The sequence below is a fragment of the Sphingomonas chlorellae genome, assembly GCF_056485145.1.
On sequence record NZ_JBQXXM010000003.1, the window covers coordinates 376,598 to 401,521 of the forward strand.

The following is a 24,924-nucleotide window of genomic DNA, read 5'->3' on the forward strand; positions in this document are numbered from 1 at the left end:
GTCGCCGCTCCCGCCCCCTTTGGGCGGCGGCCCGGGCCTTTCCTCGCCCGCTTCTGCTGGTAAGCTTGCGACATGGCCGATCTGCCCCACCTGCTGCTCGTCGACGACGAACGCTCGATCCGCGAGCCGCTCGCCCAGTTCCTCACGCGCCAGGGCTTCCGCGTCACCCAGGCCGGCGATGCCGAGGGCGCCCGCGCCCGGCTCGCCGCCTATGCGATCGACCTCGTCATCCTCGACATCATGATGCCCGGCGAGGACGGGCTCAGCCTGTGCCGTCACATCCGCGAGACGAGCGAAACGCCCGTCATCCTGCTCACCGCGCGCACCGAGGAGACCGACCGCGTCGTCGGGCTCGAAATGGGTGCCGACGACTATGTGGTGAAGCCGTTCAGCCCCCGCGAGCTCGCGGCGCGCGTCAAGGTGGTGCTACGGCGCCTCGCCGCCGGCGGAACGCGCCAGCATGCACCCGAAACGGGCAGTTTCGCCTTTGCCGGCTGGGTTCTGAAGAGCGGCGAGCGCGCGCTCGTCGACCGCGAGGGCGTGTCGGTCGCGCTTTCGACCGGCGAGTACAACCTGCTCCACGCGCTCGTGACGCGCCCGCGCCAGGTGCTCACCCGCGACCAATTGCTCGACCTGACGCAAGGCCGCGAGGCGGCCGCGTTCGACCGCGCGATCGACAATCAGGTCAGCCGCCTGCGCAAGAAGATCGAGCCCGATCCGCGCAATCCGGCGATCATCAAGACGGTGTGGGGCGGCGGCTACACGCTCGCGGCCGAGGTGACGCGGCTTTGATCCGGCTGCTCCCGCGCAGCCTCACCGGCCAGATCGGCCTGCTCGTCGCGGTCGCGCTGTTCGTGGCACAGGCGATCAACTTTACGCTGCTGCTTCAGGAGCGCAGCGCCGCGCGCTTCGGCCAGGTCGTCGTTCCGGCGGTTACCCGGCTCGCCGATGCGGCCGAACGGATTGCCGCCACCCCCGCCGCGGCGCCTTTTCCCGCCCCGCCCCGCCCGCGCCTCCACGAACATCGCGGGCGCATCCAGGTCACGCCCGACAATCCGATTCCCGCCGATGCCGGCCGCCGTCCCGATCTGGAGCGCGACATCCTGCGCGCACTCAACGACAGCGGCATCCACCCCAGTGCCGTCGTCGCGGCGATCCGCCCGTTCGACGATCACGCCCCGCCGCCGCCGGGCGTCACGCCCGAACGCGCCGAACGGATGCGCCGGCTGGGCGCCGAACTGCGCATCGCGGTCGCCCTGCCGGGCCGCGGCTGGCTCTCGCTCACCGCCCCCTGGCCGCGTTACGAACGCGGCGTGGTGTGGCAGCTGCTCGGCCAGACGCTCATCCTCTACGCCGTCGTGCTGATCCCGCTGCTGCTCGCCGGGCGGCGGATCGCGCTGCCGCTGCGCCGCCTCGCCACGGCCGCACGCAGCTTTCGCCCGGGCGAACCGCCCGAGCCGGTCGTCGAACGCGGCCCCGCCGATGTTCGCGCGGTGATCGCTGCGTACAACGCGCTCGGCCTGCGCGTGAACGCGATGCTCGACGAAAAGGACCGGATGCTCGGCGCGATCGGCCACGACCTGCGCACGCCGCTCGCCGCGCTGCGCGTCCGCATCGAATCGGTCGAGGACGACGATGATCGCACCCGCATGGCCGACACGATCGACGAGATGAACCGCACGCTTGAGGACATCCTGTCGCTGGCCCGCCTCGGCCGCCCGAGCGAGCCGCCGACCGAAGTCGACCTGCCGGCGCTGATCGACGCGGTTGTCGAGGATTTCCGCGATCTGGGCGCCGAGGTGAGTTTCGAGGAATCGCCGCGGCTGCGCGCCCGGCTGCGGCCGGCGCTGATGCGGCGGGCGGTTCGCAATCTGATCGAGAACGCCGTCAAATACGGCCATGGCGCGGCGGTGCGCCTGATCGCCGACGACCGGCGCCTGACGATCGAGGTCAGCGACCACGGGCCCGGCATCCCGGAGGATCAGCTCGCCGCGGTGTTCGATCCGTTCACGCGGCTCGAAACCTCGCGCAATCGCGAGACCGGCGGCGCCGGACTGGGGCTTGCGCTCGCGCGCGCCATCGTACGCGAGGCAGGTGGCGAGATCGGGCTCGCCAATCGCCCCGAAGGCGGCCTGCGGGCCACCATCACCCTGCCGCGGCGCGGATAGCGCCGGGCGGGGCAAAGGCGCCGCGCCCCTGCCATGGCAGGATCGACGCAGCGCCCCTGTCGGATCAGCCGACGATTTCTTCCGGCTTGAAGAAGAACGCGATCTCGATCGCGGCATTCTCTTCCGAATCCGAACCATGGACCGAGTTCGCCTCGATCGATTCGGCCAGCTCCTTGCGGATCGTGCCGGGCTCGGCGTTCGCCGGGTTGGTCGCGCCCATGATGTCACGGTTGCGCTGAACGGCGTTCTCGCCTTCCAGCACCTGCACGACGACCGGGCCCGAGATCATGAACTCGACCAGATCGTTGAAGAACGGACGCTCCTTGTGCACCGCGTAAAAGCCTTCGGCCTGCTCGCGGGTCATCTGGATGCGCTTGGAAGCGACGACGCGCAGGCCCGCTTCCTCCAGCATCTTGGTGACCGCGCCGGTCAGGTTGCGGCGGGTGGCGTCGGGTTTGATGATCGAAAAGGTCCGGGTCGCGGCCATGGCCGTGCGGCTCCTGCATTTGAGGTTGTCGGGATGGCCGGCTCCCTAGTGCGGGGCGCGCATTTTGGCAAGCTCAGGCGGCGCGTTCCCATCGGCCGGTTTCGTCCTGTTTCCAGTAACGACGCTCGACCTCGGCATGGGCACCCAGCGCCTTCCACGCCGTTCGCGCCTCGGCGATCGCGCGCTCGTCGAAAAAGTGAAAGGCGCGTGCGAAATGCAGCGCCGCGTCGCGCCACTGTCCGTCGATCAGCGCGACATGCGCCGCCTGGTTGGCCGCGGCCCCGTCCTCGGGCACCGCATCGGCGATCAGCACCGGCTGTTCGGCATCGAACGCACCGCCCGCCTCGCCATGCGGCAGGAAACTCGCCGGCGCATAGGCCCAGAGCTGCTGGTCGATCGCCGCGCGCTGGCCGGCATCGGCCGAAACGACCAGCAATCGTACACCGGATGCCAATACCTTTTCGGCGATTTGCGGCAACGCGCGTTCGACGGGCGTTCGCGTGAGATGATAGAAATCGACCTGCATGGCCGCGTGTTAGCGCGCCCTGCGTCTCGCGCCAACGCAGCGGCGTTGCGATGGCGCCGGTGCTGGGATAGGGCGAGCGCGCGGGAGTGCCTGGGAGTGAAGGTAAAGGTGGAAGAAAACGTGACGCGCAAGGCTCTCCTGCTGTCCGCCGCCCTCGGCGTCTGCCTTGCCGCCCCGATCGAAGCCGACGCGCAGTCGGCCGCCCGTGCGGGTGCCGGCGCCGATACGCGGCCGCAACGCGCCGACGATGCCGGTGCGCCCCAAACCGGCCCGGAATCGGGCGAGACCGATCTCCAGGATCGCGGCACGACCCCGCCGCCGCCTTCGGCCACGCCGCTCCCCGCCGACGACCAGGTCCAGTTCACGGCGAACCAGCTCGATTACGACTGGGAGCACGACATCGTCACCGCCACGGGCGACGTGCGCCTCTATCGGCGCAGCGACAGGTTGCGCGCCGACAAGGTCGTGTGGGATCGCAAGACCGGCCAGGTGCTTGCCGAGGGCAACATCGTCGTCATCAACCCCGAAGGCGACGCCGCCTATGGCGACCGGATCGAGCTGACCGACACGCTCAAGGACGGCGTGGTCGAGAACATGCTGATCGTGCTCGACGCCGGCGGCCGGATCGCGGCGCAGCGGGGTCGACGCGACAACGGCATCGTGACGGTGGACAACGCCGCCTATACCGCCTGCTCGGTCACCGATCTCCAGAATTGCCCCAAGGAGCCGTCGTGGAAGATCACCGCACGGCGCGTCATCTATGATCCCGACGCCGGGCGCATCCGCTACACCGGCGCACGGATCAGCGTGTTCGGCACCGTGTCGCTGCCGCTCCCGGCCTTTTCGCACCCGGTGGGCGGGCGCAGCGCGAGCGGTCTGCTGACTCCCGATGCGCGCTACAGCCGCACCAACGGCTTCCAGATCGCGCTGCCCTATTTCTTCAACCTCGCGCCCAACCGCGACCTGACGATCACCCCGCGGATCTTCACCAACACCTTGCCGATGATCCAGGGCGAATATCGCGCGCTCGAAAGCTTCGGGGCCTATCGCGTGACCGCCTACGGCACCTACAGCCGCCGTGCCGACGACCTCACGGTGCCGATCACCGCCTCGACGTCGAAGAACGACCTGCGCGGCTATATCGACGCGGTCGGCAATTTTCAGCTCGGCGACGGCTGGAGCGCCAGCGGATCGCTGCGCCTCACCTCCGACCGCACCTTCCTGCGCCGCTACGACATTTCGCGCGACGACCGGCTGCGCAACAATGTCCGCGTCGAGCATATCGACCAGGACAGCTATTTCTCGGTCAACGCCTGGGCGGTGCAGACGCTGCGCGTCAACGACCGTCAGGGCTTTCAGCCGATCGCGCTTCCCGAAATCGATTATCGCCGCCGGATCGACGACGGCGTACTCGGCGGTCGCGTCGAGCTTCAGCTCAACACGCTCGCGATCGCGCGGACCGAGGGGCAGGATTCGCAGCGCGCCTTCGCCAGCGCACGCTGGGATCTGCGCACGCTCACGCGCTGGGGCCAGGAAGTCACCTTCACCGCCTATGGCCGCGGCGACATCTACAACACCCACGGCACCGCGCTGACCACGATCGCCAGCTATCGCGGAGACGAGGGGTTCCAGTTCCGCGGCATCGGCGCACTCGCAGTCGACGTGAAATGGCCGCTGATCGCCAGTGCGTTCGGCGGCACCCAGCGGCTGACGCCGCGCGTCCAGTTCGTCGCCTCGCCCCGCACGCGCAACCTTGAGGTTCCGAACGAGGACGCCCGTGCGGTCGATCTCGAGGATTCGAACCTTTTCGCGCTCAACCGCTTCTCCGGCTACGACCGCTTCGACGATTCGACGCGCGTGACCTACGGCTTCGACTATGGCCTCTATCTGCCGGGGTTCAGCATCGACGCCAATATCGGGCAAAGCTATCGCCTGTCGGACCGCAACACGCTGTTCCCAGAAGGCACGGGGCTCGACGGCCGCGTATCGGACATTGTCGGCCGCACGGTGGTCCGGGTCGGCGATTTCGTCAGCTTCACGCACCGCTACCGGCTCGACAAGGACGGGCTGGCCGTGCGTCGCAACGAACTCGACACCACGATCGGCACGCGCGGCACCTATGTCACGCTCGGCTATCTGCGGCTCAACCGCAACATCACCGGCCAGCTCGAGGATCTTCAGGATCGCGAGGAGGCGCGCGTCGGCGGACGAATCCAGATCAACCGCTTCTGGTCGGTATTCGGCTCGGCGCTGATCGACCTGACCGACCGCGCCGAGGACGTGCTGTCGCAAGCCGACGGTTTCGAGCCGGTGCGGCACCGTGTCGGCTTCACCTATGAGGACGATTGTCTGCGGCTGGGGCTCACCTGGCGTCGCGATTATCAGACGACGGGTGACGCGCGGCGCGGCAACAGCTTCCTTTTGACGCTGGCGCTAAAGAACTTGGGACGCTAGCCTGTCACCGGCCATTCGGCTCAGCCTTGGTTCAGGCACAATTGGCGAGTAATTGCCGCGATCTCCGTTTTGGGATGAGGTACGGATTCACGTGATCATGGGTGTTGCAGGGGTGACCCGGTTCGGCCGCAAGGCTCTTCTGGCGCTTGGCGTCGCGGGGCTGGGTACGGTGGCGGTCGCGCAGACGGTTCCCGATCAGCAGGAGGCGCCGCAGACCGCGCTCGACCTGCCGGCGAACATCCAGTTTTTCGGCAAGGCCGATCCGAACGTCCGCAAGCCGACCGCGATCGTCAACGGCGCCGTCATCACCGGCACCGACGTCGATCAGCGCGTCGCGCTGATCGCGGGGATCAACAAGCTCAACCTCAAGCCCGCCGAGCGCGACCAGCTTCGCCTCACCGTGCTGCGCCAGCTCATCGACGAGACGCTCCAGATCCAGGAGGCCAAGGCCAACGAGATCACCGTCGATCCCAAGGAGCTCGATCAGAGCTTCAACCGCGTCGGCCGCAACTTCAACCGCTCGCCCGATCAGCTCCGCGGCTGGCTGCGCGAGATGGGCTCGTCCGAACGCTCGCTCCGCCGCCAGATCGAGGGCGAACTGGCGTGGAACCGGCTCCTGCGCCGCCGCGTCAACATCAATGTCGGCGAAGCCGAGGTGAAGGCGATCCTCGACCGGATGCAGCAGCAGAAGGGCAGCGAGGAATATCACGTCTACGAAATCTACATGGGCGCCACCACCGATCGCGCCCCCGCCGTCCAGGCGGGGATGCAGCGCATGATCCAGCAGATGCGTGAGGGCGCGCCCTTCGACTATCTCGCCAAGACCTATTCGGAAGCATCGACCAAGTCGGTCGGCGGCGATCTCGGCTGGGTGCGCCCGGGCATGCTGCCCGACGAGCTCGCCCATGCGGTGCAGGAGATGCAGCCCGGCCAGGTTGCCGGCCCGATCCCGCTCACCACGGGCTTCTCGATCCTCTACCTCGCCGAAAAGCGCAAGGTGCTCGAGGCCGACGCCCGCGACGCCAAGCTCAGTCTGCGCCAGATCGCGGTGACCTTCCCCAAGGGCACGTCCGAACCGCAGGCGGCCGCCAAGGTCGCCGAGTTCGCCAAGGCGATCCAGACGATCAAGGGCTGCGGCGACGTGCCGCGCGTTGCCCAGCCGCTCGGCGCCGAAGTGGTCGATCGCGACGGCATCACCATCCGCGACCTGCCGCCCGCGCTCCAGAACATCCTGATGCCGATGCAGGTGGGTCAGGTTTCGCCGCCGTTCGGTTCGCCCGAGGACGGCGTGCGCACGCTCGTGATCTGCGGCCGCGAGGAACCGCGCGACGTCAACCTGCCCTCGGCCGAGGCGATCCAGGCGCAGATCGAGGAACAGCGCACCAACCTGCGCGCCCAGCGCATGCTGCGCGACCTGCGCCGCGACGCGCTGATCGAGTATCGCTGAGGTGCCCGGCCGGACCCCGATCCGGCCGATCGCCGTATCGCTGGGCGATCCCGCCGGGATCGGCCCGGAAATCGTCGCGGGGGCGTGGGCGGCCCGGGCCGCTGCCGGGCTCGCCCCCTTCTTCGCGGTCGGCGACCCGCGGGCCGTCGCCCGCGTCTGGCCGGGGCCGCTCGCCATCATCGGCGATCCCCGCGAAGCGACCGAGCGCTTTGCCGATGCGCTTCCCGTGCTCCCCAGCGGCGATGCCGGGGGCGTCGAGCCGGGGCATCCGGGCGAAGTCGGCGCCCGCGCCGCGCTTCAGGCGCTCGAAACGGCGGTCGGGCTCGCGCGCACCGGCGCCGCCGACGCGCTGGTGACCGCCCCCGTCTCCAAGGCACAGCTCTACCGCATCGGTTTCACCCATCCCGGCCAGACCGAGTTCGTCGCCGAACGCTGCGGCGTGGCTGCCGACAATGCGGTGATGATGCTCGCCGGCCCCACGCTCCGCGTCGTGCCGATCACGATCCATATCCCGTTGGCGGAGGTGCCGGCGCAATTGACGCAGCCGCTCGTGCTCGCGCGCGCCCGCGTCACCGCCCGCGCGCTCGTGCGCAGCTTCGGGATCGCCCGCCCGCGGCTCGTCTTTGCCGGGCTCAACCCCCATGCCGGTGAGGACGGCGCACTCGGCCGCGAGGAAATCACCGTGCTCGCCCCCGCAATCGCGCAGTTGCGCGCCGAGGGAATCGACGCACGCGGTCCCTTCCCCGCCGACACGCTCTTCCACGCCCGCGCCCGCGCCGATTATGACGTCGCGCTCTGCGCCTATCACGATCAGGCACTGATCCCGGTCAAGACGCTGCACTTCGACGAAGGCGTGAACACCACGCTCGGCCTGCCGATCGTGCGGACGTCACCCGATCACGGTACCGCCTTCGCGATTGCGGGGTCGGGCACCGCCGATCCGGGGGCAATGATCGCCGCAATCGGGCTGGCCGCCGAACAGGCCGGGCATCGGCGCAACGCCGCCGCCGCTGCCGCCGCGGCTGCGCAGCCTGACCCCGCGCATTGACCGCGGCCCACCCCGCGCTATCAGCGGGGCGATGAGCGAGCTTCCCCCTCTTCGCGACGTCGTGCGCCGGCACGGGCTCAGCGCCAGCAAGGCGCTGGGGCAGAATTTCCTGTTCGACCAGCAATTGCTGGCCCGCATCGCGAAGATCCCCGGCGATCTCGAAAATGCCGAGGTGTTCGAGGTCGGCCCCGGCCCCGGCGGCCTCACCCGCGCGCTGCTCGAATCGGGCGCGCGCGTCACCGCGGTCGAACGCGACCCCCGCTGCATCCCCGCGCTCGCCGAACTCGACGCCCATTTTCCCGGCCGGTTGCGCGTGATCGAGGGCGACGCGCTCGCGATCGATGCGCCTTCGCTCTTCGAAGGGCGGCCGCACATCGTCGCCAACCTGCCGTACAATGTCGGCACCGCGCTGCTCGTCCGCTGGCTTTCGGCCGACTGGCAGCCCTGGTGGTCCAGCCTGTCGCTGATGTTCCAGCGCGAAGTGGCCGATCGCATCGTCGCCCAGCCGGGCAGCGACGCCTATGGCCGTCTGGCCGTTCTCGCGCAGTGGCGCTCGGTGCCGCGGATCGCGATGCCGGTCCACCGATCGGCCTTCACCCCGCCGCCCAAGGTGATGTCGGCGGTGGTCCACATCGTTCCCGCGGCCGCGCCCGAGGGCGTTCGCCTCACCACGCTCGAGGCGGTGACCGCCGCCGCTTTCGGCCAGCGCCGCAAGATGCTGCGCCAGAGCCTCAAGCCCGTGCCGCGTGCGCTCGACGCGCTCGCAACGCTGGGCATCGATCCGAGCCGCCGTGCCGAAACGGTGTCGGTCGACGAATTCATCGCGATTGCCCGGACGATCGGCTGACCGTTCATTCCGTTCGGGAATCGGGCGTCCACCGCATCGCCAGCCGGAACGCGTCGAACGCGGTCGTGGCGAACCCCAGGCTGCGATAGAGCGCGGCCGCGCCGGCATTGGCGCGCAACACCGACAGCGCGACCGGCTTGCCGATCGTCGCGGCGTGCGCCTGCACCGCCGTCACCAGCGCCCGGCCGATCCCGCGTCCGCGCCACTGCGGCAGCATCAGCATGTCGATCAGGCGGAGCTCGGTGCCCAGCGCATCGACGTAAAGCCTGCCGATCGGCTGGCCCGCCACCAGGACCAGCAGAAACGCGGCGCCGGGGTAGCTGGCGCAACAGCTCCGGTGCTGAAGCGCGAATTGCTCGGCGCAGAACTGCCGGATGTCGCCCTCCGACCATCCGGCCGCGTCCAGCTCGCGGCGGCGCTCCAGCCGGAACAGACGCTCCAGAAACGCCATGTCGCGCACCGCGCAGGGGCGCAGCCGCACACCCGCCGCCGCCGCGCCGCGGCGCAACGCGTCGTGCAGCCCGCCCTAGGCGGTGCGCGGATCGGCGACCGGAAACCGCAGTCGCTCGCGTCCGCCCGTCGCACCTGTCGCGACGCCGACTGCGGCGCCCGTCTGCACAGGCGCGGTCACGCGTGCACGGCGCGGGCCGCCGGCCGCGCAACCGCCTGTTTCCGGCACAAGCCGCATGACCCTGCCGGGCCGGGCCGCCTTCTCGCCATCGCCGCGCTCCGCTGCGCTGTCGTCACTCCCGCTGCCGAGGTAGCCGATCGGATCGGCGCCGCCACCCTGCAAAGGCTCCACAATGGTTGCGGCGCGCCGTCCCAGGGTTGCATCGCACCGGCATGACCGCGGGCATCGCGGCGACCCGGCACCGCTCGATATCGCGGTCATCGCGCCGTTCGAAAACCGCCGGATCGGATCGATTCGGCCGGTCGCGCGGCGATCAGGGCTTGTCGGTCGGGGCGGGCGTCGGGCCGGCGGGAGGAATCGGCATCTGCTGCGCGGTCGCGGTCGCCGGCGGCCCCTTCTCGATCGCGGCGGCAAGGCGGGTCGCGTCGGCGCAGTCGCCGTTGCACAGCTTGCGCAGCCGCTCCAGATTGGCCTTGGCCTTTTCCACCGCGCCCTTGGCGACCATTGCCTCGCCCTGGCCGCGCAACGCCTCGGCGTCATTGGGTTCGAGCGCCAGCGCCTCGGCATAAAAGCGGATCGCCTTGCCCGGCAGATCGCGCCGCTGCGAGATTTCGGCGAGCGCGACAAAGGCCTGGCGGTTGCGCGGATCGACCGCCAGCGCGGTCTCGATCAGATCCTCGGCACGGTCGAGCGCGCCCGAGGCGGCGGCAGTCCGCCCCTCCTGCAACAGCGACAGCGACCGGGGATCGATCTGGTCGTCGGGACGCTGCGCCATCAGCGAGGTCGAAACCGAAAGCAGCAGCAACGCGCCTGCTGCCGACACCGCCGTGATCCGCATCAACATCTCCGAACCTGTCCACCGCGCCGCTACCATGGCGCCCGCATCTTCGCGACAAAAAAGCCGTCCGTCGAGTCCGCATGCGGCGTCAGCCGGATTCCCGCGCCGCGCGGCGTGCCGACGGGCAATGACGGCGGCACCGCCGCCCAGTCCGGATGCGCCGCAAGGAAGCGCGCGACCGGATCGGCGCCCTCCGCATCGAGCACCGAACAGACGATGTGGACCAGCACGCCGCCCGGCCGCACCAGCGCCGCGCCGACCTCGATCAGATGCGCCTGCGTCGCCGCCACCCGCGCCAGTCGCTCGGGCGTCAGCCGCCAGCGCGCCTCGGGGTTGCGCCGCCAGGTGCCGGTTCCCGAACACGGCGCGTCGATCAGCACCAGGTCCGCCATGCCGCGCTGGTCGGCCAGCGCCTCGGTCTCGCGGCCGGGATCGAGCAGGCGCGTCGTCGCGATCGTCACGCCCGCGCGCGCGGCGCGCGGCAGCAACCGCGACAGGCGCGGCCGGTCGACGTCGCAGGCAAGGATCGCCCCCTGCCCCGCCATCGCCGCAGCAAGCGCCAGCGTCTTGCCGCCGCCGCCCGCGCACAGGTCGATCACGTGCATCCCCGGCGCCGCCCCGGCCGCCAGCGCCATCCATTGGCTGCCTGCATCCTGCACCTCGAACGCGCCCGCCGCGAACAGCGGCGACGCCTCGACCGGCGTGTCGGCGGGCAGCCGCAGCGCGTTGTCGAGGCCTGCGATCGGCTCGGCCTGCGGAAAGGCGGCACGCACTGCGGCAACGTCGCCCCGCATCGGGTTGACGCGCAGGTCGAGCGGCGCGCGATCGAGCATCGCCGCCTGCACCGTTCCGTCCAGTCCCGATGCGGCAAATGCGGCGGCCAACCAGTGCGGCAACGCACCCGCCTCGGCCACGGGTTCGTCCGCCATGATCGGCGCGGGGCCATAGGATGAGCCGTCGAACAGCGCAGCCAGTTCGGGACGCGCCGCAGCGAGCGCGAGCATCGCCGCGCGGCCGCTCGCCGGGCGCTCGCCGCAATGACGGATGGCGTCATAGACCAGCCCGCGGATCGCCCGCCGGTCCTTCGATCCGGCATAGCGCCGTTCGGCGAGCCCGCGCGTCAGGATCACGTCGGCCGCCGGCCCCTGGTCGCGCGCGGCGGCGATGATCCGGTCGAGCAGATCGATCGCCGCCTGCATCCGTGCCGCGGGGGTCATGCCGCGCCGCTCCGGCCCGGCATCGGGCGGTCAGCGCGTCGGGTAATTGGGCGCCTCGCGCGTGATCGTCACGTCGTGGACATGGCTTTCGCGCAGGCCCGCATTGGTGATGCGCACGAACCGCGCCTTCTTCTGGAACTCGGGGATCGTGCCTGCGCCGACATAGCCCATCGACGCCTTCAGCCCGCCGACGAGCTGGTGGATCACGTCGCGCGCCGGGCCCTTGTACGGCACCTGGCCCTCGATGCCCTCCGGCACCAGCTTGAGCTGGTCCTTGACGTCCTGCTGGAAATAGCGGTCGGCCGAACCGCGCGCCATCGCGCCCACCGAACCCATGCCGCGGTACGACTTGTACGCGCGCCCCTGATACAGGAACGTCTCGCCCGGCGCTTCCTCGGTGCCGGCCAGCAGCGATCCGACCATCACGGTCGAAGCGCCCGCGGCGATCGCCTTGGCGATGTCGCCCGAAGTACGGATGCCGCCGTCGGCGATCACGGGGACGTCGGACTTGGCCGCCTCGCGCGCCGATTCCATCACCGCGGTCAGCTGCGGCACGCCCACGCCGGCGACGACGCGCGTGGTGCAGATCGACCCCGGGCCGATCCCCACCTTCACGCCGTCCGCACCCGCGTCGATCAGCGCCCGCGTCGCCTCGGCGGTCGCGACATTGCCCGCGATCACCTGGACGCGGTTCGACAGCTTCTTCACGCGCTCGACCGCGCGCGCCACGTCGCGATTATGGCCGTGCGCGGTATCGATCACGATCAGGTCGACCTCGGCATCGACCAGCGCCTCGGTGCGGGCAAAGCCCTTGTCCCCCACGGTCGTCGCCGCGGCGACGCACAGCCGGCCTGCGGCGTCCTTGGTCGCGCTCGGATAGTTGACCGCCTTCTCGATGTCCTTGACGGTGATCAGCCCGACGCAGCGATAATGCGCGTCGACCACCAGCAGCTTCTCGATCCGCCGCTGGTGGAGCAGCCGCCGCGCCTCGTCCTGGCTCACGCCGGTCTGCACCGTCGCCAGGTTCTGGCTGGTCATCAGTTCCTTGACCGGCTGGTTGGGGTTCTCGGCAAAGCGGACGTCGCGGTGGGTCAGGATGCCCAGCAGCTTGCCGTCGGCCTCGGTGATCGGAATGCCGCTGATGCGATGCCGGGCCATCAGCGCCTGCGCCTCGGCCAGAGTCCCGTCGGGGGTCATGGTGATCGGGTTGACCACCATCCCGCTCTCGAACCGCTTGACCGCGCGCACCGCCTCGACCTGCACGTCGACCTCGAGGTTGCGGTGAAGCACGCCGATACCGCCAAGCTGCGCCATCACGATCGCCATGTCGGCTTCGGTCACGGTATCCATGGCCGAGGAGAGCATGGGAATGTTGAGCGAGAGCGAACGGCTCACGCGGGTCCGCGTGTCCGCCATGCTCGGCAACACTTCCGACTCGCCCGGATACAGGAGCACGTCGTCAAAGGTTAAGCCGAGGGGAATTTCCATGGGAGGTCTGCCAGGTCCTGAGTCGGAGGATGGCGGCCCATGTAACCGCATGGGTGTTGTTGCGCTAGGGGGTTGGCTCAATCGACCGTGATCGGCGGCAGATCGGGATAGAGTTGCGTGCGCTCGATCTCGATCTGGCGGCGCATCGCCTCGCCCAGCCGCTTCGACGCGGCGAGATAGGCGGGCCATTCGGCCATCGCGCGGCTCAGCGGCCAACTGGTGACGTGGTTGCTGTACATCATCCGCATCCCCATGCCGCCGTCGCGCAGCGCGCGGGCCATTTCGGCACGGCTGCCGCCCTGCGCCAACGCCTCCTCGACGATCCGGTCGATCGCCCGGCGCCGTGCGGCCACCGCCTGCGCCGTCTGGTATCGCACGCGCGACAACAGTTCGAAATCGGCGCTCGGCCGCGCCATCACCGTTTCGATCGCCCCCATCGCCTGGAGGAGGGCAGTATCGAGTTCGTGCATCTTCTCCATTGCTTATGAATAGAGGAACGGCCCCTGTCCGCGGGCCGAACGGCGAGAATTTTTGCCCCGGTCGCCCCGGCTCAGCCGCGGTTCGCGCCGCCCGCCCGCGCCAGCAGCGCCCGTGCCTGCGCGACGTGCATCGCCTCGACCATCCGTCCGCGGAACCGCTCGGCCCCGCCCGTCGCGGCGGCGATCAGCGCCTCGGCTTCCTCGATCTCGGCGGCGGTCGGACCAAAGGCCTCGGCCGCGGGCGCGATCTGGTTGGGGTGGATCAGCGATTTGCCGTCAAAGCCCAGCATGCGGCCGTGCCGGCATTCGGCTGCAAGCCCGGCCGCGTCCTCGATCGCGTTGAACACGCCGTCGATCGCCCAGCCGCCGCCCGCGCGCGCGGCCAGCACCACCGTCTGCAACGCCAGCGACAGTCCCTCGCGCCCGGCGCCGGCGGGAATGCCCAGTTCGGCGCGCAGGTCGTTGACGCCCGCGATCAGCCCCGCGACCCCCGGCTCGGCCGCGATCGCCGCCGCCGTCAGCACGCCCGCGGGAGTCTCGATCATCGCGAGCACGGGCTTGGCGCACGCTGCCGCCACCGCCCGCGCGGCCCCGGCCTGCTCGACCTTGGGCACCACCACGAAATCGCACGCCGTCGCGGCGACGGCCGCGATGTCGGCCTCGTGCTCGGGCGTGCCCGCCCCGTTGATGCGGATCGCGCACAGCCGGTCGCCGAAGCCCTCGCCCGCCGCCGCAACGGCACCCGCGCGCGCCGCATCCTTGGCATCGGGCCGCACCGCGTCCTCCAGGTCCAGGATCACCATGTCGGCATCCAGCGTCCGCGCCTTGGCGATTGCGCGGGGGTTCGATGCGGGCAGGAACAACGCCGTGCGCGGCGCCAATCGGGCTGTGGTCATGGCGTTGCTCTATGCTAGCAAGAGCACGCAATTGCGAGGGGGAGTCGCACCGATGGACCTGCTTTCAACCTTTCTGGCCGCGCTGGCGGTGCTCGTCCTCATCTACCTGATGTCGAGCGTGAAGATCGTCAATCAGGGCTATCAGTACACGATCGAGCATTTCGGCCGCTTCACCACCGTCGCCACCCCCGGCTTCAACTTCTATCCCGCCTTCTTCTACCGTGTCGGCCGCAAGGTGAACATGATGGAGCAGGTGATCGACATTCCGGGACAGGAGATCATCACCAAGGACAATGCGATGATCTCCACCGACGGCGTCGTGTTCTTCCAGGTGCTCGATGCCGCCAAGGCCGCCTATGAGGTGTCGGACCTCTATGTCGCGCTGCTTCAGTTGACGACGACCAACCTGCGCACCGTGATGGGCTCGATGGACCTCGACGAAACGCTGTCCAAGCGCGACGAGATCAACGCGCGGCTGCTCTCGGTGGTCGATCACGCGACGACGCCGTGGGGGGTGAAGATCACCCGCGTCGAGATCAAGGACATCCGCCCGCCCGCCGACATCGTCAACGCCATGGGCCGCCAGATGAAGGCCGAGCGTGAAAAGCGCGCCAACATTCTCGAGGCAGAGGGCGCTCGCGCCTCGGAGATCCTGCGCGCCGAAGGACAGAAGGCCGCGCGGATCCTCGAGGCCGAAGGACGCCGCGAATCGGCCTTTCGCGACGCCGAGGCGCGCGAACGCGGCGCCGAGGCGGAGGCCAAGGCGACGATGCTCGTTTCCGAGGCGATCGAGCAGGGCTCGGCGCAGGCGATCAACTATTTCATCGCCCAGAAATATGTCGAGGCGGTCGGCAAGTTCGCCAGCTCGCCCAATGCCAAGACGATCCTGTTCCCGGTCGAGGCGACGCAGCTGATCGGCACGCTGGGCGGCATCGGCGAACTGGCGCGCGACGCGCTGGCGCCGCATGCCCCCGCCGCCGGAACCGGCGCGCGCGCGCCCTCGGGTCCGACCGGCACGCCGGTCACGCGCCGCGAGGAATAGGCCGATGGCGACGCTCGCCGACGGCGGCGTGGCATGGCTGATCGCCGCGGTGGTGCTCGCGCTCGCCGAGCTGGCCGTGCCGGGCGTCTACCTGATCTTCATCGCGGCGGCGGCGGCGCTCACCGGACTCGGCGCGCTGCTGCTCCCCGACCTCGGCGTTGCGGGCCAGCTCGCCGCCTTTGTCGGCTGGTCCTTGGCGACCGTGCTGATCGGGCGGCGCTGGTATCGCGATTTTCCCGTGCCCTCGGCCGACCCGCTGCTCAACGATCGCGTCGCGCGGCTGATCGGCGAGGTCGTCACCGTCACCGAACCCATCGTCGATGGGCGCGGCCGCGTGCGCGTCGGCGATGGCGAATGGCCGGCACAGGGGCCGGACCAGCCCGCCGGTGCCCGCGTCCGCATCGTCGGCGGTGCTGCGGGGCTGCTCACGGTCGAACCGCTGCTGGCGCGACCGCTGGCCGACGGCACCTCCGCTTCCGATGTTCATGTTCCAGGAGATTGAATTGATGCAGACTTCCCGCCGCGCCGTCCTGCTCGGCACGGGCGCCGGCCTTGCCGCCGGCGCGATCACCGCCCTGCCCGCCCTCGCCCGTGCGGGCGACGCGGCCGGGGCTCAGGACGCCGCGGCGACGCGCGTGCTCGACCGGATCACCGAACGCTATCTCGCGCTCGCGCCCGAGGCGGCGACCGGGCTGGGGATCGACAAGGGCGCCCGCGCCGCGCTCAAGCATCAGCTCGCCGATCGCAGCATCGCGGGCCAGCATCAGCTTGCCGCCGGGCTGCGCACCGGCCTGTCCGAACTCGCGACGCTCGATGCGGGCGCGCTCTCGCCGGTGATGCGCACCAATGTCGAGGTCGTCCGCGCCGCGTTCGAGAGCGCGCTCAAGGGGCTCGCCTTCGACTTTTCCGACGTGTCGGTCGGCGGCTGGCGCAACACGCCCTATGTCGTCATTCAGAATGTCGGCGCCTATCTCGACGTGCCGCGGATGCTCGATTCCGAACACAGCATCGCGACGCGCGAGGATGCCGAGGCCTATCTCGACCGGCTCGAATCCTATGCGCGTCAGCTTGACGGCGAGACCGAACGGCTCCGGCTGGCGGAGGCGCGGGGCGTGATCGCGCCCGACTTCCTGCTCGACAAGGCGCTGCGCCAGCTCCGGCTCGCGCGCGGCGGCAACATCGCCGGCTGGGGGCTCGTCACCTCGGTCGCCAATCGCAGCGCCGGGATGACGGGCGATTTCGGACATCGCGCCTTCCAGATCTGCAGCGAGCGCGTGGCACCGGCGCTCGATCGTCAGATCGCCGAGCTCGAGCGCCATCGCGCCCGCGCCACCTCGGACGCCGGCATCTGGAAGCTGCCCGACGGCGACGCCTTCTATGCCTGGGCGCTCAGCGCGGGCACGACGACGACGCTCTCGCCGGCCGAGGTCCACCAGATGGGGCTCGACCAGCTCCGCGACCTCCAGTCCCAGATGGACGCGATCCTGCGCAAGGAAGGCTATAGCCAGGGCAGCGTCGGCGCGCGCATGACCGCGCTCGCCAAGGATCCGCGCTTCGCCTTCCCCGAAACCGATGCGGGCCGGGCAGAGATCATGAAGATCCTCAACGATCGCATCGCCGACATCCGGCGCCGCATGCCCCAGGCGTTCCACACGCTCGTCGGCGGCAATGTCGAGGTCAAGCGCATCCCGCTCACCGAAGAGCTGGGCGCGGCGGGGGCCTATGGCGGGCCGGGCACGATCGACGGCAGCATCCCCGGCCGCCTGTGGATCAACCTGCGCTCGACCGCGCTCTGGACGCGCTACAGCCTGCCCGATCTCGCCTATCACGAGGCGATCCCCGGCCATGCCTGGCAGGGCGAATACACGTTCAAGCTGCCGCTGATCCGCTCGCTGCTTCAGTTCAACGCCTATAGCGAGGGCTGGGCGCTCTATGGCGAGCAGCTCGCCGACGAGCTCGGCGTCTATGCCGAAACCCCGGCCGAACGGCTCGGCTATCTCCAGTCGCTCGCCTTCCGCGCGTGCCGCCTCGTCGTCGACAGCGGCCTTCACGCCAAGCGCTGGACGCGCCGCCAGGCGATCGACTGGTTCGTTCAGACCAACGGCTCGTCGGAGGAAGAGGTTCAGGGCGAGGTCGACCGCTATTGCTCGTGGCCGGGCCAAGCGTGCGGCTACAAGGTCGGCCACACCTATATCAACCGTCTGCGCGACAAGGCGAAGGCGGCGCTCGGCGCCCGCTTCGACCTGCGCGCGTTCAACGATGCGCTGGTCCTTGGCGGCAACGTCCCGATGACGGTGCTCGAATCGGTCGTCGACCGGCACATCGCCGCGCAAAAGGGCTGATCGCCGATCGCTGACGGCTTGAGGGGCGGCCCGCATCGCTGCGGCCGCCCCTCTCGTTCAGGCCGGGTGCCGGCATTCTTGCCGCACACCCCTGCCCCTCCTGCCTCGTGTCGCGCCCGCAGGCGCCCCGCGTCAGGCGGCTTCGGCCGCCCGCGGCGCCGCGTTGCGCACGCCCTCGTCGACATGGTCCGCGAACTGCGCGAAATTCTCGACGAACAGGTCGACCAGCTTCGCGGCGGTCGCGTCATATTCGGCCTTGTTGGTCCAGGTCTCGCGCGGGTCCAGGATCGTGCTGTCGACGCCCGGCACCGCCACCGGCACCAGGAAGCCGAAATTGGGATCGGTGCGGAACTCGGCGTTGTTCAGGCTGCCGTCGAGCGCGGCGTTGAGCAGCGCGCGCGTCGCCTTGATCGGCATCCGGCTGCCGACGCCGTATTTGCCGCCGGTCCAGCCGGTGTTGACCAGCCAGCACGAAACCTGCCCCTTGGCGATCCGCTCCTTGAGCAGGTTGCCATAGATCGACGGGTGGCGCGGCATGAACGGCGCGCCGAAACAGGTCGAAAAGGTCGCCTCGGGCTCGGTCACGCCGATCTCGGTCCCCGCGACGCGCGCGGTATAGCCCGACAGGAAATGGTACATCGCCTGTTCGGGCGTCAGCTTCGCGATCGGCGGCAGCACGCCATAGGCGTCGGCGGTCAGCATCACGATGTTGCGCGGCACCGGCCCCATGTTGCGCTCGGACGCGTTGGGGATGAAGTCGATCGGATAGGCGCCGCGCGTGTTCTCGGCGAGCGTCGCATCGTCGAGGTCGAGCGCGCGCGTCACCGGATCGATCACCACATTCTCCAGCACCGTGCCGAAGCGGCGCGTGGTCGCGTGGATCTCGGGCTCGGCCTCGGCCGACAGGCGGATCATCTTGGCATAGCAGCCGCCCTCGAAGTTGAAGACCGCCGTGTCCGACCAGCCATGCTCGTCGTCGCCGATCAGCGTGCGGCTGGCATCGGCCGAAAGCGTCGTCTTGCCCGTGCCCGAAAGGCCGAAGAACACCGCCGTGTCGCCGTCGGGGCCGATATTGGCCGAACAGTGCATCGGCATGATGCCCTTCACCGGCAACAGATAGTTGAGCAGGCCGAACACGCTCTTCTTCATCTCGCCGGCATAGGCGGTGCCGCCGATCAGGATCAGCTTCTCGGTGAAGTTGACCGCGATCACCGTCTCGCTGCGGCTGCCGTGGCGCTCGGGATCGGCGCGGAAGCTCGGCAGGTCGATGATCGTGTATTCGGGGACGAAACCGGCAAGCTCATCGGCCTCGGGACGCACCAGCAGCGTGCGGATGAACAGGTTGTGCCACGCCAGTTCGTTGATGACGCGCACGCGCACGCGGTGCTCGGGCTGCGAGCCGCCGTACAGGTCCTGCACGAACAGCGTGTCGCGTTCGCCCAGCGCGGCCAGGAAATCGGCCTTCAGCGCGGCGAAATGCGCGGGCGCCATCGCCTTGTTGGTCTTGCCCCACCACACGCTGTTCTCGGTCTCGGCATCGCGGACGATGAACTTGTCCTGCGCCGAACGGCCGGTGTGCTTGCCCGTGGCCACCACCAGCGGCCCTTCCTTGGCCAGCCGGCCCTCACCACGGCGAACCGCATGCTCGACCAGCGGCGCGGTCAGCAGGTTCCAGTGGATTTCGGCCTTCGTCCCAATGCCTTGCGCATCAAGATTGTGGCGCGGTGTACGCTCCGTCACCCATGCCTCCATGATCCCGCCCGCAGGCGGTCTGAGTGTCCTCGCCACATTTGGCGTCAGGATTCTTGCGATTCGCGATAGGCAGGGCGTCGAAAGGGGGTCAATCCGAGTTAACGTTGTCAGCGGGCGACCGGACGGCGCGATGCGTTCGTTTACGCGCTTTGCCCACAAATGCGCCCTGCCGCACCAAAGCGTTTCGCAGCCGATTGAGCGCGGCGCCCCTTTGGTCTAACCCCTTGAGCGTGATGCTTCGCAACCAAGGCCGGGCGGCATGACCGCCACCATCGCGCTGGTCGACGACGACCGGAACATCCTCACCTCCGTGTCGATCGCGCTGCAGGCCGAGGGGTTTCTGACCCGCGTCTATTCGGACGGCGAAAGCGCGCTCAAGGCGCTGATCGAGAACCCCGCCGACCTGGCCGTGCTCGACATCAAGATGCCGCGCATGGACGGGCTCGAGCTGCTGCGACGGCTGCGCGAGAAGAGCGGCATCCCCGTCATCTTCCTCACCTCCAAGGACGATGAGCTCGACGAGGCGCTCGGCCTCGCGATGGGTGCCGACGACTATATCGCCAAGCCGTTCAGCCAGCGGCTGCTGATCGCGCGCATCCGCGCCATCCTCCGGCGCACCGAAACCGCGCAGCCGAGCAGCGACGGCAGCGGCGAGGAAACCGCCGAGGTGCTCGTGCGCGGGCGGCTGACGATGGACCCCGCGCGCCACCGCGTGACGTGGAACGGCGCCAACGTCACGCTCACCGTCACCGAATTCCTGATCCTCGAAACGCTCGCCCAGCGCCCGGGGATCGTCAAGACGCGCAACCAGCTCATGGATGCCGCCTATCAGGACGACATCTATGTCGACGACCGGACGATCGACAGCCACATCAAGCGCGTCCGCCGCAAGTTCCGCCAGGTCGACCCCCAGTTCGACGCGATCGAAACGCTCTATGGCGCCGGATACCGTTTCTCGGACGAATGAGGAGCGCGGGCTGGCGCTGCGCTGGTCGAACCGCGTCAGCCTCACGCCGCGGATCCTTGCGGTCAACGTCTTCGCGCTGGCGCTGCTCGGCAGCGGCTTCTTCTACCTCGATTCGTATCGCAGCCGCATCGTCGACAGCCGCGTCGCCCAGGCGCGGCGCGAGGTGCGGCTGGTCGCCCAGGCGCTCGCCTCGGCGACGCCCGACCGGCGCCCGCTGCTCGTGCTCAGCCTCGCGCGCGATACCGGCAGCCGCATCCGCCTTTATGACGAACATGGCCGCATCGTCGTCGACAGCCGCGACCTCGGGCTGCGCAACGTCGTGCTGCGCGATCCCGACAAGGATCCGTGGAACCAGACCGCCGCACGCTTCCTCGACGCGATGATCGATCGCGTCGCGGGTGCCGACCGCGCGCCGCTCTATCGCGAGCGCGAGGCGGGGCTCGACTGGCCCGATGTCCGCGTCGCGCGCGAGGCGCACGGCACCGCCGCCACCGTCTGGCGCGCGCCCGACCGCACGCCGGTCATCACCGCCGCCGCCCCGATCACGCAGCTCGGCGTGGTGATGACGATGGTGAACGCGCGCGACATCACCCAGACGGTACGCTCCGAACGCTATCGGCTCAGCATCGTGCTGCTGATCGTCTCGGCCAGTTCGATCCTGCTTTCGCTGTTCCTCGCGCGCACGATCGTCCAGCCGCTGCGCCGGCTCGCCCATGCCGCGATCCGCGTCCGCCTCGGCCGCGATCGCGAGGTGGTCGTCCCCCGCCTCCCCGATCGCAGCGACGAGATCGGCCAGCTCGCCCGCGCGCTGTCCGACATGTCGATCGCGCTCCGCGCCCGCATCGACGCGACCGAGGGTTTTGCCGCCGACGTCACGCACGAGCTCAAGAACCCGCTCGCCTCGCTGCGTTCGGCGGTCGAGGGGCTCAGCAACGTCCGCGATCCCGATCTTCAGCGCCAGTTGCTCGAAATCGTCCGCGACGACGTCCACCGGCTCGACCGGCTGATCACCGACATCTCCGAGGCCTCGCGGCTCGATGCCCAGCTCAGCCGCGCGACGTTCGAGCCGATCGACGTCGACGCGATGCTCGAGGGGCTGCTCAACCAGCGCGCGGCGCGCGGCACCGAACGCGGCGTGCGCATCCTGTTCGATCACCGCGCCGACCCGCCGCATCGCGTGCTCGGCGAAGGCGCGCGGCTCGAACGCGTGTTCGAGAACCTCATCGACAACGCGCTCTCCTTCTCGCCCGAAAACGGTCGCATCCGCATCGGCTCGCACCGCGACGGCGCGATGCTCGTCGTATCGGTCGAGGACGAGGGGCCGGGCGTTCCCGACGAGGCGCGCACCGCGATCTTCCGCCGCTTCCATTCGGTGCGCCCGCAAAGCGAGGCGTTCGGCCAGCACAGCGGGCTCGGCCTCGCGATCGCCCGCACGATCGTCGAGGCGCATCAGGGCAGCATCGCGGTCGAGGATCGGCCCGGCGGCGTCGGCGGCGCGCGCTTCGTCGTCCGGCTCCCGCTCGTTCCCGATGCGCGCTGAACGTTACGCATCCGTACCCGCCCCGATGGCGGGGCTTGACGCGCGCGCGCCCATCCGAAAGGAACCGGCGCGCACGCGCTGCGGCGCCCGCGCCGGGCGGTGGCAGCGCAGCCGTATCAAGGGCTTTCGCAAATGACCGAACTCCGTTCGCCCAAGCGCATCCTGCTCGTCACCGGCATGTCGGGCGCGGGCAAGTCGACGGTGTTGCGCACGCTTGAGGATCTCGGCTGGGAGGTGGTCGACAATCTCCCGCTGCTGCTCCTCAACCGCCTGCTCGCGACCGAGCCGGGGCATGTCGAAAGCGACGATCAGCGCCCGCTGGCGATCGGCATCGGCGTCCAGACGCGCGGCTTCGACGCCGAACGCATCGTTCAGCGCATCAAGAAGCTCAACGAGGATGACGAGGTCGAGATCAGCACGCTCTTCCTCGAATGCTCGGGCGCCGAACTGCGCCGCCGCTATGCCGAAACGCGCCGCCGCCACCCGCTGGCGCTCGATCGCCCGGCGACCGACGGGATCGCGCGCGAACGCGAACTGCTCACGCCGCTGCGCCACTGGGCCAACCGGCTGATCGACACGACGCGGCTGTCGTCGAACGAGCTGGTGCAACAGGTGCGCGCCGCCTTTTCGGGCGAGCGGCTGGGGCGGACCGTGCTCACCATCGCCTCGTTCGGCTATTCGCGCGGCGTCCCGCGCGACGTCGACATCGTCCTCGACATGCGCTTCCTGCGCAATCCGCACTGGGTGCCCGAACTGCGCCCCGGGACGGGCCAGGACGCCGGCGTATCCGCCTATATCGAGGCCGATCCGGCCTATGACGAGGCGATGGAGCGGATCGAATCGCTGCTCCTGCTGCTCATCCCCCGCTATCAGGCAGAGGGGAAGTCCTATGTCACGATCGCGTTCGGCTGCACCGGGGGGCGCCACCGCTCCGTGCATGTTGCGGAGCGGGTCGCCCGCAGGTTGCGCGAAGCGGGTTTTTCGCCCACGGTGACGCACCGCGATATGCAGACTGCGCCACAGGACTCGCTGGAGGGGGCGCCGGTGACGAAATGAAGGGGCGGAGTTGGGAATGATCGGTCTGGTACTCGTGACGCACGGACGGCTCGCCGAGGAGTTCGTCGTCGCGATGGAACATGTGGTGGGCAAGCAGGAACGGATCGAACCGATCTGCATCGGCCCCGATGACGACATGGAGGGGCGCCGCGCCGACATCGCCGCCGCGATCCGCGCCGTCGACGAGGGCGAGGGCGTGATCGTGCTCAGCGACCTGTTCGGCGGCACGCCGTCGAACCTCGCCATCTCGCTGATGGAGGCGGGCCGGATCGAGGTGATCGCCGGCATCAACCTGCCGATGCTGATCCGCCTGGGCAGCGCGCGCAAGACGATGAAGGTCACCGAAGCGGTCGCCGCCGCGCGCGATGCGGGCCGCAAATACATCACCATCGCCTCCGAAGTGCTCGGCGAGGCCGCCGCGTGACGCGCGTCAGCCGGACGGTCACGATCGTCAACCGCCGGGGGCTTCACGCGCGCGCCAGCATGGCCTTCGTCACGCTCGCGAGCAGCCAGCCGGTCGAGCTCGTCGTCGAAAAGGACGGCGCGACCGCAACGGGAACCTCGATCCTCGATCTGATGATGCTCGGCGCTGCCAAGGGCGACGCGATCACGATCAGCGCCGAGGGCGACGGCGCCGATGCCGCGGTCGCCGCGCTGGTCGAACTGGTCGAATCGCGCTTCGGCGAGGATTGAGCGCCGCCGTCGCGCGCCGCGCCGCGCGACCCGTGCGATCTGCCCGCCCTGCCCATCCTGCCAGGTACTGACCGGCCCTGCCGACACGCGCCGTTGCTGGTCGATGCTGGTCGATCACCGTTGCCGCCGGCACGCGCGGCCGGACGTATGCGACCCGGCGCTTCCGCCGCGCGCCGCGTGCCGCTAAGGACGCGCGATGCCTCGCGAGATCACAGCCTTTTCGAATCCCCTCATCAAGCGCATCCGCAGCCTGCGCGACAAGAAGCACCGTCGTGCCGAGGGACTCTTCCTTGCCGAGGGGCTGCGCATCCTCACCGAAGCGCGCGAGGCGGGGCGGATTCCCGAATATCTCTTCTATTCGGGCGACAGCGCGCGCCATCCGCTCGTCGTCGCGCTCGTCGCCGCGACCGAGGCGGCCGGCGGCGAGGCGGTCGAGACCAATGCCGACATCCTCTCCAAGCTGTCGGGCAAGGACAATCCGGGCGCGGTCGTCGGCGTCTATCGCGAATTCGCGGTGCCGCTCGATTCGCTCGATCGCACCGCCGCGCCGATCTGGCTCGTCGCCGAACGGCTGCGCGATCCGGGCAATCTCGGCACGATCCTGCGCACCGGCGATGCCGTCGGCGCGGGCGGGCTGATCCTGATCGACGATTGCGTCGATCCCTTTTCGGTCGAGGCGGTACGCGCCAGCATGGGCGCGCTCTTCACCGTCCCCGTCGCCCGCACCAACTGGGCCGAATTCGCGACCTGGCTGCGCAGCGGCCCCGGCCAGCTCGTCGGCCTCAGCCTCGATACCGATCACGACTATCAGGCGCCGCGCTACGCCGCCCCGACCTTCCTGCTCACCGGCAACGAAGCGCAGGGGATGCCCGATTTCATGGCCGCGGCGTGCGACCTGCTCGTCAAGATCCCGATGCTCGGCAAGGCCGACAGCCTCAACGCCGCGGTCGCAACGGCGGTGATGGCCTATGAGGTGCTCAACCAGCAGCGCCGCGCGCGCTGACGC

Annotated in this window: 24 protein-coding genes; 15 read left to right on the forward strand and 9 right to left on the reverse strand. The window is 69.6% G+C overall.

The window, feature by feature from the left end; all coding sequences use genetic code 11:
• Nucleotides 1-72 precede the first annotated feature (72 nt).
• Nucleotides 73-792, forward strand: a complete 720-nt coding sequence (locus tag ACT3CF_RS10540) for a response regulator (RefSeq protein ID WP_478422529.1) — start codon at nt 73-75, stop codon at nt 790-792.
• Nucleotides 789-2,168 (forward strand): ATP-binding protein, encoded by a 1,380-nt coding sequence (locus ACT3CF_RS10545; RefSeq protein WP_478422531.1) that lies wholly within the window; start codon nt 789-791, stop codon nt 2,166-2,168. The genes ACT3CF_RS10540 and ACT3CF_RS10545 overlap by 4 nt, the downstream gene beginning before the upstream one ends.
• A 64-nt stretch (nt 2,169-2,232) precedes the next feature.
• Here the strand turns inward: ACT3CF_RS10545 and ndk are convergent, their stop codons facing one another.
• Nucleotides 2,233-2,655 (reverse strand): nucleoside-diphosphate kinase, encoded by a 423-nt coding sequence (gene ndk, locus ACT3CF_RS10550; protein ID WP_476227909.1) that lies wholly within the window; start codon nt 2,653-2,655, stop codon nt 2,233-2,235.
• Nucleotides 2,656-2,728: 73 nt separating this feature from the next.
• Complete coding sequence (locus ACT3CF_RS10555; RefSeq protein WP_478422533.1) at nt 2,729-3,181, reverse strand: DNA polymerase III subunit chi; 453 nt, start codon at nt 3,179-3,181, stop codon at nt 2,729-2,731.
• Nucleotides 3,182-3,301: 120 nt separating this feature from the next.
• Between ACT3CF_RS10555 and ACT3CF_RS10560 the strand changes: the two genes are divergently transcribed.
• The 4 genes from ACT3CF_RS10560 to rsmA all read left to right on the forward strand — a co-directional run bounded on the left by ACT3CF_RS10560 (nt 3,302) and on the right by rsmA (nt 8,977).
• Complete coding sequence (locus ACT3CF_RS10560; protein WP_478422534.1) at nt 3,302-5,635, forward strand: LPS-assembly protein LptD; 2,334 nt, start codon at nt 3,302-3,304, stop codon at nt 5,633-5,635.
• A 97-nt stretch (nt 5,636-5,732) separates the two neighbouring features.
• Nucleotides 5,733-7,082 carry a peptidylprolyl isomerase gene (locus ACT3CF_RS10565; protein WP_478422824.1) on the forward strand — a complete coding sequence of 450 codons (1,350 nt, stop codon included), beginning with the start codon at nt 5,733-5,735 and terminating at the stop codon, nt 7,080-7,082.
• Nucleotides 7,075-8,130 carry a 4-hydroxythreonine-4-phosphate dehydrogenase PdxA gene (pdxA, locus tag ACT3CF_RS10570; RefSeq protein WP_478422826.1) on the forward strand — a complete coding sequence of 352 codons (1,056 nt, stop codon included), beginning with the start codon at nt 7,075-7,077 and terminating at the stop codon, nt 8,128-8,130. The genes ACT3CF_RS10565 and pdxA overlap by 8 nt, the downstream gene beginning before the upstream one ends.
• Nucleotides 8,131-8,161: 31 nt before the next feature.
• Entirely contained in the window at nt 8,162-8,977 is an 816-nt protein-coding gene (gene rsmA, locus ACT3CF_RS10575) for a 16S rRNA (adenine(1518)-N(6)/adenine(1519)-N(6))-dimethyltransferase RsmA (RefSeq protein WP_478422535.1), read from the forward strand.
• Nucleotides 8,978-8,981: 4 nt separating this feature from the next.
• On the opposite strand, the gene ACT3CF_RS10580 is transcribed toward rsmA, so the two are convergent.
• The 6 genes from ACT3CF_RS10580 to ACT3CF_RS10605 form a co-directional block, all read right to left on the reverse strand.
• Nucleotides 8,982-9,485, reverse strand: a complete 504-nt coding sequence (locus ACT3CF_RS10580; RefSeq protein WP_478422536.1) for a GNAT family N-acetyltransferase — start codon at nt 9,483-9,485, stop codon at nt 8,982-8,984.
• Between the two features lie 436 nt (nt 9,486-9,921).
• On the reverse strand, nt 9,922-10,446 hold the full coding sequence (locus tag ACT3CF_RS10585) for a hypothetical protein (RefSeq protein ID WP_478422537.1): 525 nt from the start codon (nt 10,444-10,446) through the stop codon (nt 9,922-9,924).
• 29 nt (nt 10,447-10,475) lie between these two features.
• Nucleotides 10,476-11,663, reverse strand: coding sequence for an RsmB/NOP family class I SAM-dependent RNA methyltransferase (locus ACT3CF_RS10590; RefSeq protein ID WP_478422538.1), 1,188 nt, complete (start codon nt 11,661-11,663; stop codon nt 10,476-10,478).
• Between the two features lie 30 nt (nt 11,664-11,693).
• On the reverse strand, nt 11,694-13,151 hold the full coding sequence (gene guaB / locus ACT3CF_RS10595) for an IMP dehydrogenase (RefSeq protein ID WP_478422539.1): 1,458 nt from the start codon (nt 13,149-13,151) through the stop codon (nt 11,694-11,696).
• 77 nt (nt 13,152-13,228) lie between these two features.
• Nucleotides 13,229-13,621 (reverse strand): hypothetical protein, encoded by a 393-nt coding sequence (locus ACT3CF_RS10600; RefSeq protein WP_478422541.1) that lies wholly within the window; start codon nt 13,619-13,621, stop codon nt 13,229-13,231.
• Nucleotides 13,622-13,701: 80 nt separating this feature from the next.
• The gene (locus ACT3CF_RS10605) at nt 13,702-14,526 is read right to left on the reverse strand and encodes an HpcH/HpaI aldolase/citrate lyase family protein (protein ID WP_478422543.1); all 825 of its coding nucleotides are present in this window, start codon (nt 14,524-14,526) and stop codon (nt 13,702-13,704) included.
• 52 nt (nt 14,527-14,578) lie between these two features.
• Here ACT3CF_RS10605 and ACT3CF_RS10610 point away from each other — a divergent pair, with 52 nt between their 5' ends.
• Genes ACT3CF_RS10610 through ACT3CF_RS10620 form a run of 3 tightly spaced genes read left to right on the forward strand, consistent with a single transcriptional unit; the run spans nt 14,579 to nt 17,910 of the window.
• The gene (locus tag ACT3CF_RS10610) at nt 14,579-15,568 is read left to right on the forward strand and encodes an SPFH domain-containing protein (protein WP_478422544.1); all 990 of its coding nucleotides are present in this window, start codon (nt 14,579-14,581) and stop codon (nt 15,566-15,568) included.
• Nucleotides 15,569-15,572: 4 nt separating this feature from the next.
• Entirely contained in the window at nt 15,573-16,070 is a 498-nt protein-coding gene (locus ACT3CF_RS10615; protein WP_478422545.1) for an NfeD family protein, read from the forward strand.
• 4 nt (nt 16,071-16,074) lie between these two features.
• Nucleotides 16,075-17,910, forward strand: a complete 1,836-nt coding sequence (locus tag ACT3CF_RS10620) for a DUF885 domain-containing protein (protein ID WP_478422546.1) — start codon at nt 16,075-16,077, stop codon at nt 17,908-17,910.
• Between the two features lie 132 nt (nt 17,911-18,042).
• Here ACT3CF_RS10620 and ACT3CF_RS10625 read toward each other — a convergent pair whose 3' ends face one another.
• Nucleotides 18,043-19,662, reverse strand: a complete 1,620-nt coding sequence (locus ACT3CF_RS10625) for a phosphoenolpyruvate carboxykinase (protein WP_478422547.1) — start codon at nt 19,660-19,662, stop codon at nt 18,043-18,045.
• Nucleotides 19,663-19,921: 259 nt separating this feature from the next.
• On the opposite strand from ACT3CF_RS10625, the gene ACT3CF_RS10630 reads away from it, so the two are divergent.
• The 6 genes from ACT3CF_RS10630 (at nt 19,922) to ACT3CF_RS10655 (ending at nt 24,921) form a co-directional block, all read left to right on the forward strand.
• Nucleotides 19,922-20,629 (forward strand): response regulator transcription factor, encoded by a 708-nt coding sequence (locus ACT3CF_RS10630; protein WP_478422548.1) that lies wholly within the window; start codon nt 19,922-19,924, stop codon nt 20,627-20,629.
• Nucleotides 20,598-22,169 (forward strand): sensor histidine kinase, encoded by a 1,572-nt coding sequence (locus tag ACT3CF_RS10635; RefSeq protein WP_478422549.1) that lies wholly within the window; start codon nt 20,598-20,600, stop codon nt 22,167-22,169. Before ACT3CF_RS10630 ends, ACT3CF_RS10635 begins: the two co-directional genes overlap by 32 nt.
• Nucleotides 22,170-22,301: 132 nt before the next feature.
• Nucleotides 22,302-23,225 (forward strand): RNase adapter RapZ, encoded by a 924-nt coding sequence (gene rapZ / locus ACT3CF_RS10640; protein ID WP_478422550.1) that lies wholly within the window; start codon nt 22,302-22,304, stop codon nt 23,223-23,225.
• Nucleotides 23,226-23,241: 16 nt separating this feature from the next.
• The gene (locus ACT3CF_RS10645) at nt 23,242-23,649 is read left to right on the forward strand and encodes a PTS sugar transporter subunit IIA (protein WP_478422551.1); all 408 of its coding nucleotides are present in this window, start codon (nt 23,242-23,244) and stop codon (nt 23,647-23,649) included.
• Nucleotides 23,646-23,918: an HPr family phosphocarrier protein gene (locus tag ACT3CF_RS10650; RefSeq protein WP_478422552.1), complete on the forward strand. Its 273-nt coding sequence runs from the start codon at nt 23,646-23,648 to the stop codon at nt 23,916-23,918. Before ACT3CF_RS10645 ends, ACT3CF_RS10650 begins: the two co-directional genes overlap by 4 nt.
• A gap of 196 nt (nt 23,919-24,114) precedes the next feature.
• Nucleotides 24,115-24,921, forward strand: a complete 807-nt coding sequence (locus ACT3CF_RS10655; RefSeq protein WP_478422554.1) for a TrmH family RNA methyltransferase — start codon at nt 24,115-24,117, stop codon at nt 24,919-24,921.
• The last annotated feature ends 3 nt before the right edge of the window (nt 24,922-24,924 follow it).

Excerpts from the sequence above, each read along its gene's own strand:
- ACT3CF_RS10540 (WP_478422529.1), top strand. The coding sequence starts at position 73 with ATGGCCGATCTGCCCCACCTGCTGCTCGTCGACGACGAACGCTCGATC.
- ndk (WP_476227909.1), bottom strand. The coding sequence starts at position 2,655 with ATGGCCGCGACCCGGACCTTTTCGATCATCAAACCCGACGCCACCCGC.
- ACT3CF_RS10555 (WP_478422533.1), bottom strand. The coding sequence starts at position 3,181 with ATGCAGGTCGATTTCTATCATCTCACGCGAACGCCCGTCGAACGCGCG.
- ACT3CF_RS10565 (WP_478422824.1), top strand. The coding sequence starts at position 5,733 with ATGGGTGTTGCAGGGGTGACCCGGTTCGGCCGCAAGGCTCTTCTGGCG.
- rsmA (WP_478422535.1), top strand. The coding sequence starts at position 8,162 with ATGAGCGAGCTTCCCCCTCTTCGCGACGTCGTGCGCCGGCACGGGCTC.
- ACT3CF_RS10585 (WP_478422537.1), bottom strand. The coding sequence starts at position 10,446 with ATGCGGATCACGGCGGTGTCGGCAGCAGGCGCGTTGCTGCTGCTTTCG.
- ACT3CF_RS10590 (WP_478422538.1), bottom strand. The coding sequence starts at position 11,663 with ATGACCCCCGCGGCACGGATGCAGGCGGCGATCGATCTGCTCGACCGG.
- guaB (WP_478422539.1), bottom strand. The coding sequence starts at position 13,151 with ATGGAAATTCCCCTCGGCTTAACCTTTGACGACGTGCTCCTGTATCCG.
- ACT3CF_RS10600 (WP_478422541.1), bottom strand. The coding sequence starts at position 13,621 with ATGCACGAACTCGATACTGCCCTCCTCCAGGCGATGGGGGCGATCGAA.
- ACT3CF_RS10605 (WP_478422543.1), bottom strand. The coding sequence starts at position 14,526 with ATGACCACAGCCCGATTGGCGCCGCGCACGGCGTTGTTCCTGCCCGCA.
- ACT3CF_RS10610 (WP_478422544.1), top strand. The coding sequence starts at position 14,579 with ATGGACCTGCTTTCAACCTTTCTGGCCGCGCTGGCGGTGCTCGTCCTC.
- ACT3CF_RS10615 (WP_478422545.1), top strand. The coding sequence starts at position 15,573 with ATGGCGACGCTCGCCGACGGCGGCGTGGCATGGCTGATCGCCGCGGTG.
- ACT3CF_RS10620 (WP_478422546.1), top strand. The coding sequence starts at position 16,075 with ATGCAGACTTCCCGCCGCGCCGTCCTGCTCGGCACGGGCGCCGGCCTT.
- ACT3CF_RS10625 (WP_478422547.1), bottom strand. The coding sequence starts at position 19,662 with ATGGAGGCATGGGTGACGGAGCGTACACCGCGCCACAATCTTGATGCG.
- ACT3CF_RS10630 (WP_478422548.1), top strand. The coding sequence starts at position 19,922 with ATGACCGCCACCATCGCGCTGGTCGACGACGACCGGAACATCCTCACC.
- ACT3CF_RS10635 (WP_478422549.1), top strand. The coding sequence starts at position 20,598 with ATGGCGCCGGATACCGTTTCTCGGACGAATGAGGAGCGCGGGCTGGCG.
- rapZ (WP_478422550.1), top strand. The coding sequence starts at position 22,302 with ATGACCGAACTCCGTTCGCCCAAGCGCATCCTGCTCGTCACCGGCATG.
- ACT3CF_RS10645 (WP_478422551.1), top strand. The coding sequence starts at position 23,242 with ATGATCGGTCTGGTACTCGTGACGCACGGACGGCTCGCCGAGGAGTTC.
- ACT3CF_RS10655 (WP_478422554.1), top strand. The coding sequence starts at position 24,115 with ATGCCTCGCGAGATCACAGCCTTTTCGAATCCCCTCATCAAGCGCATC.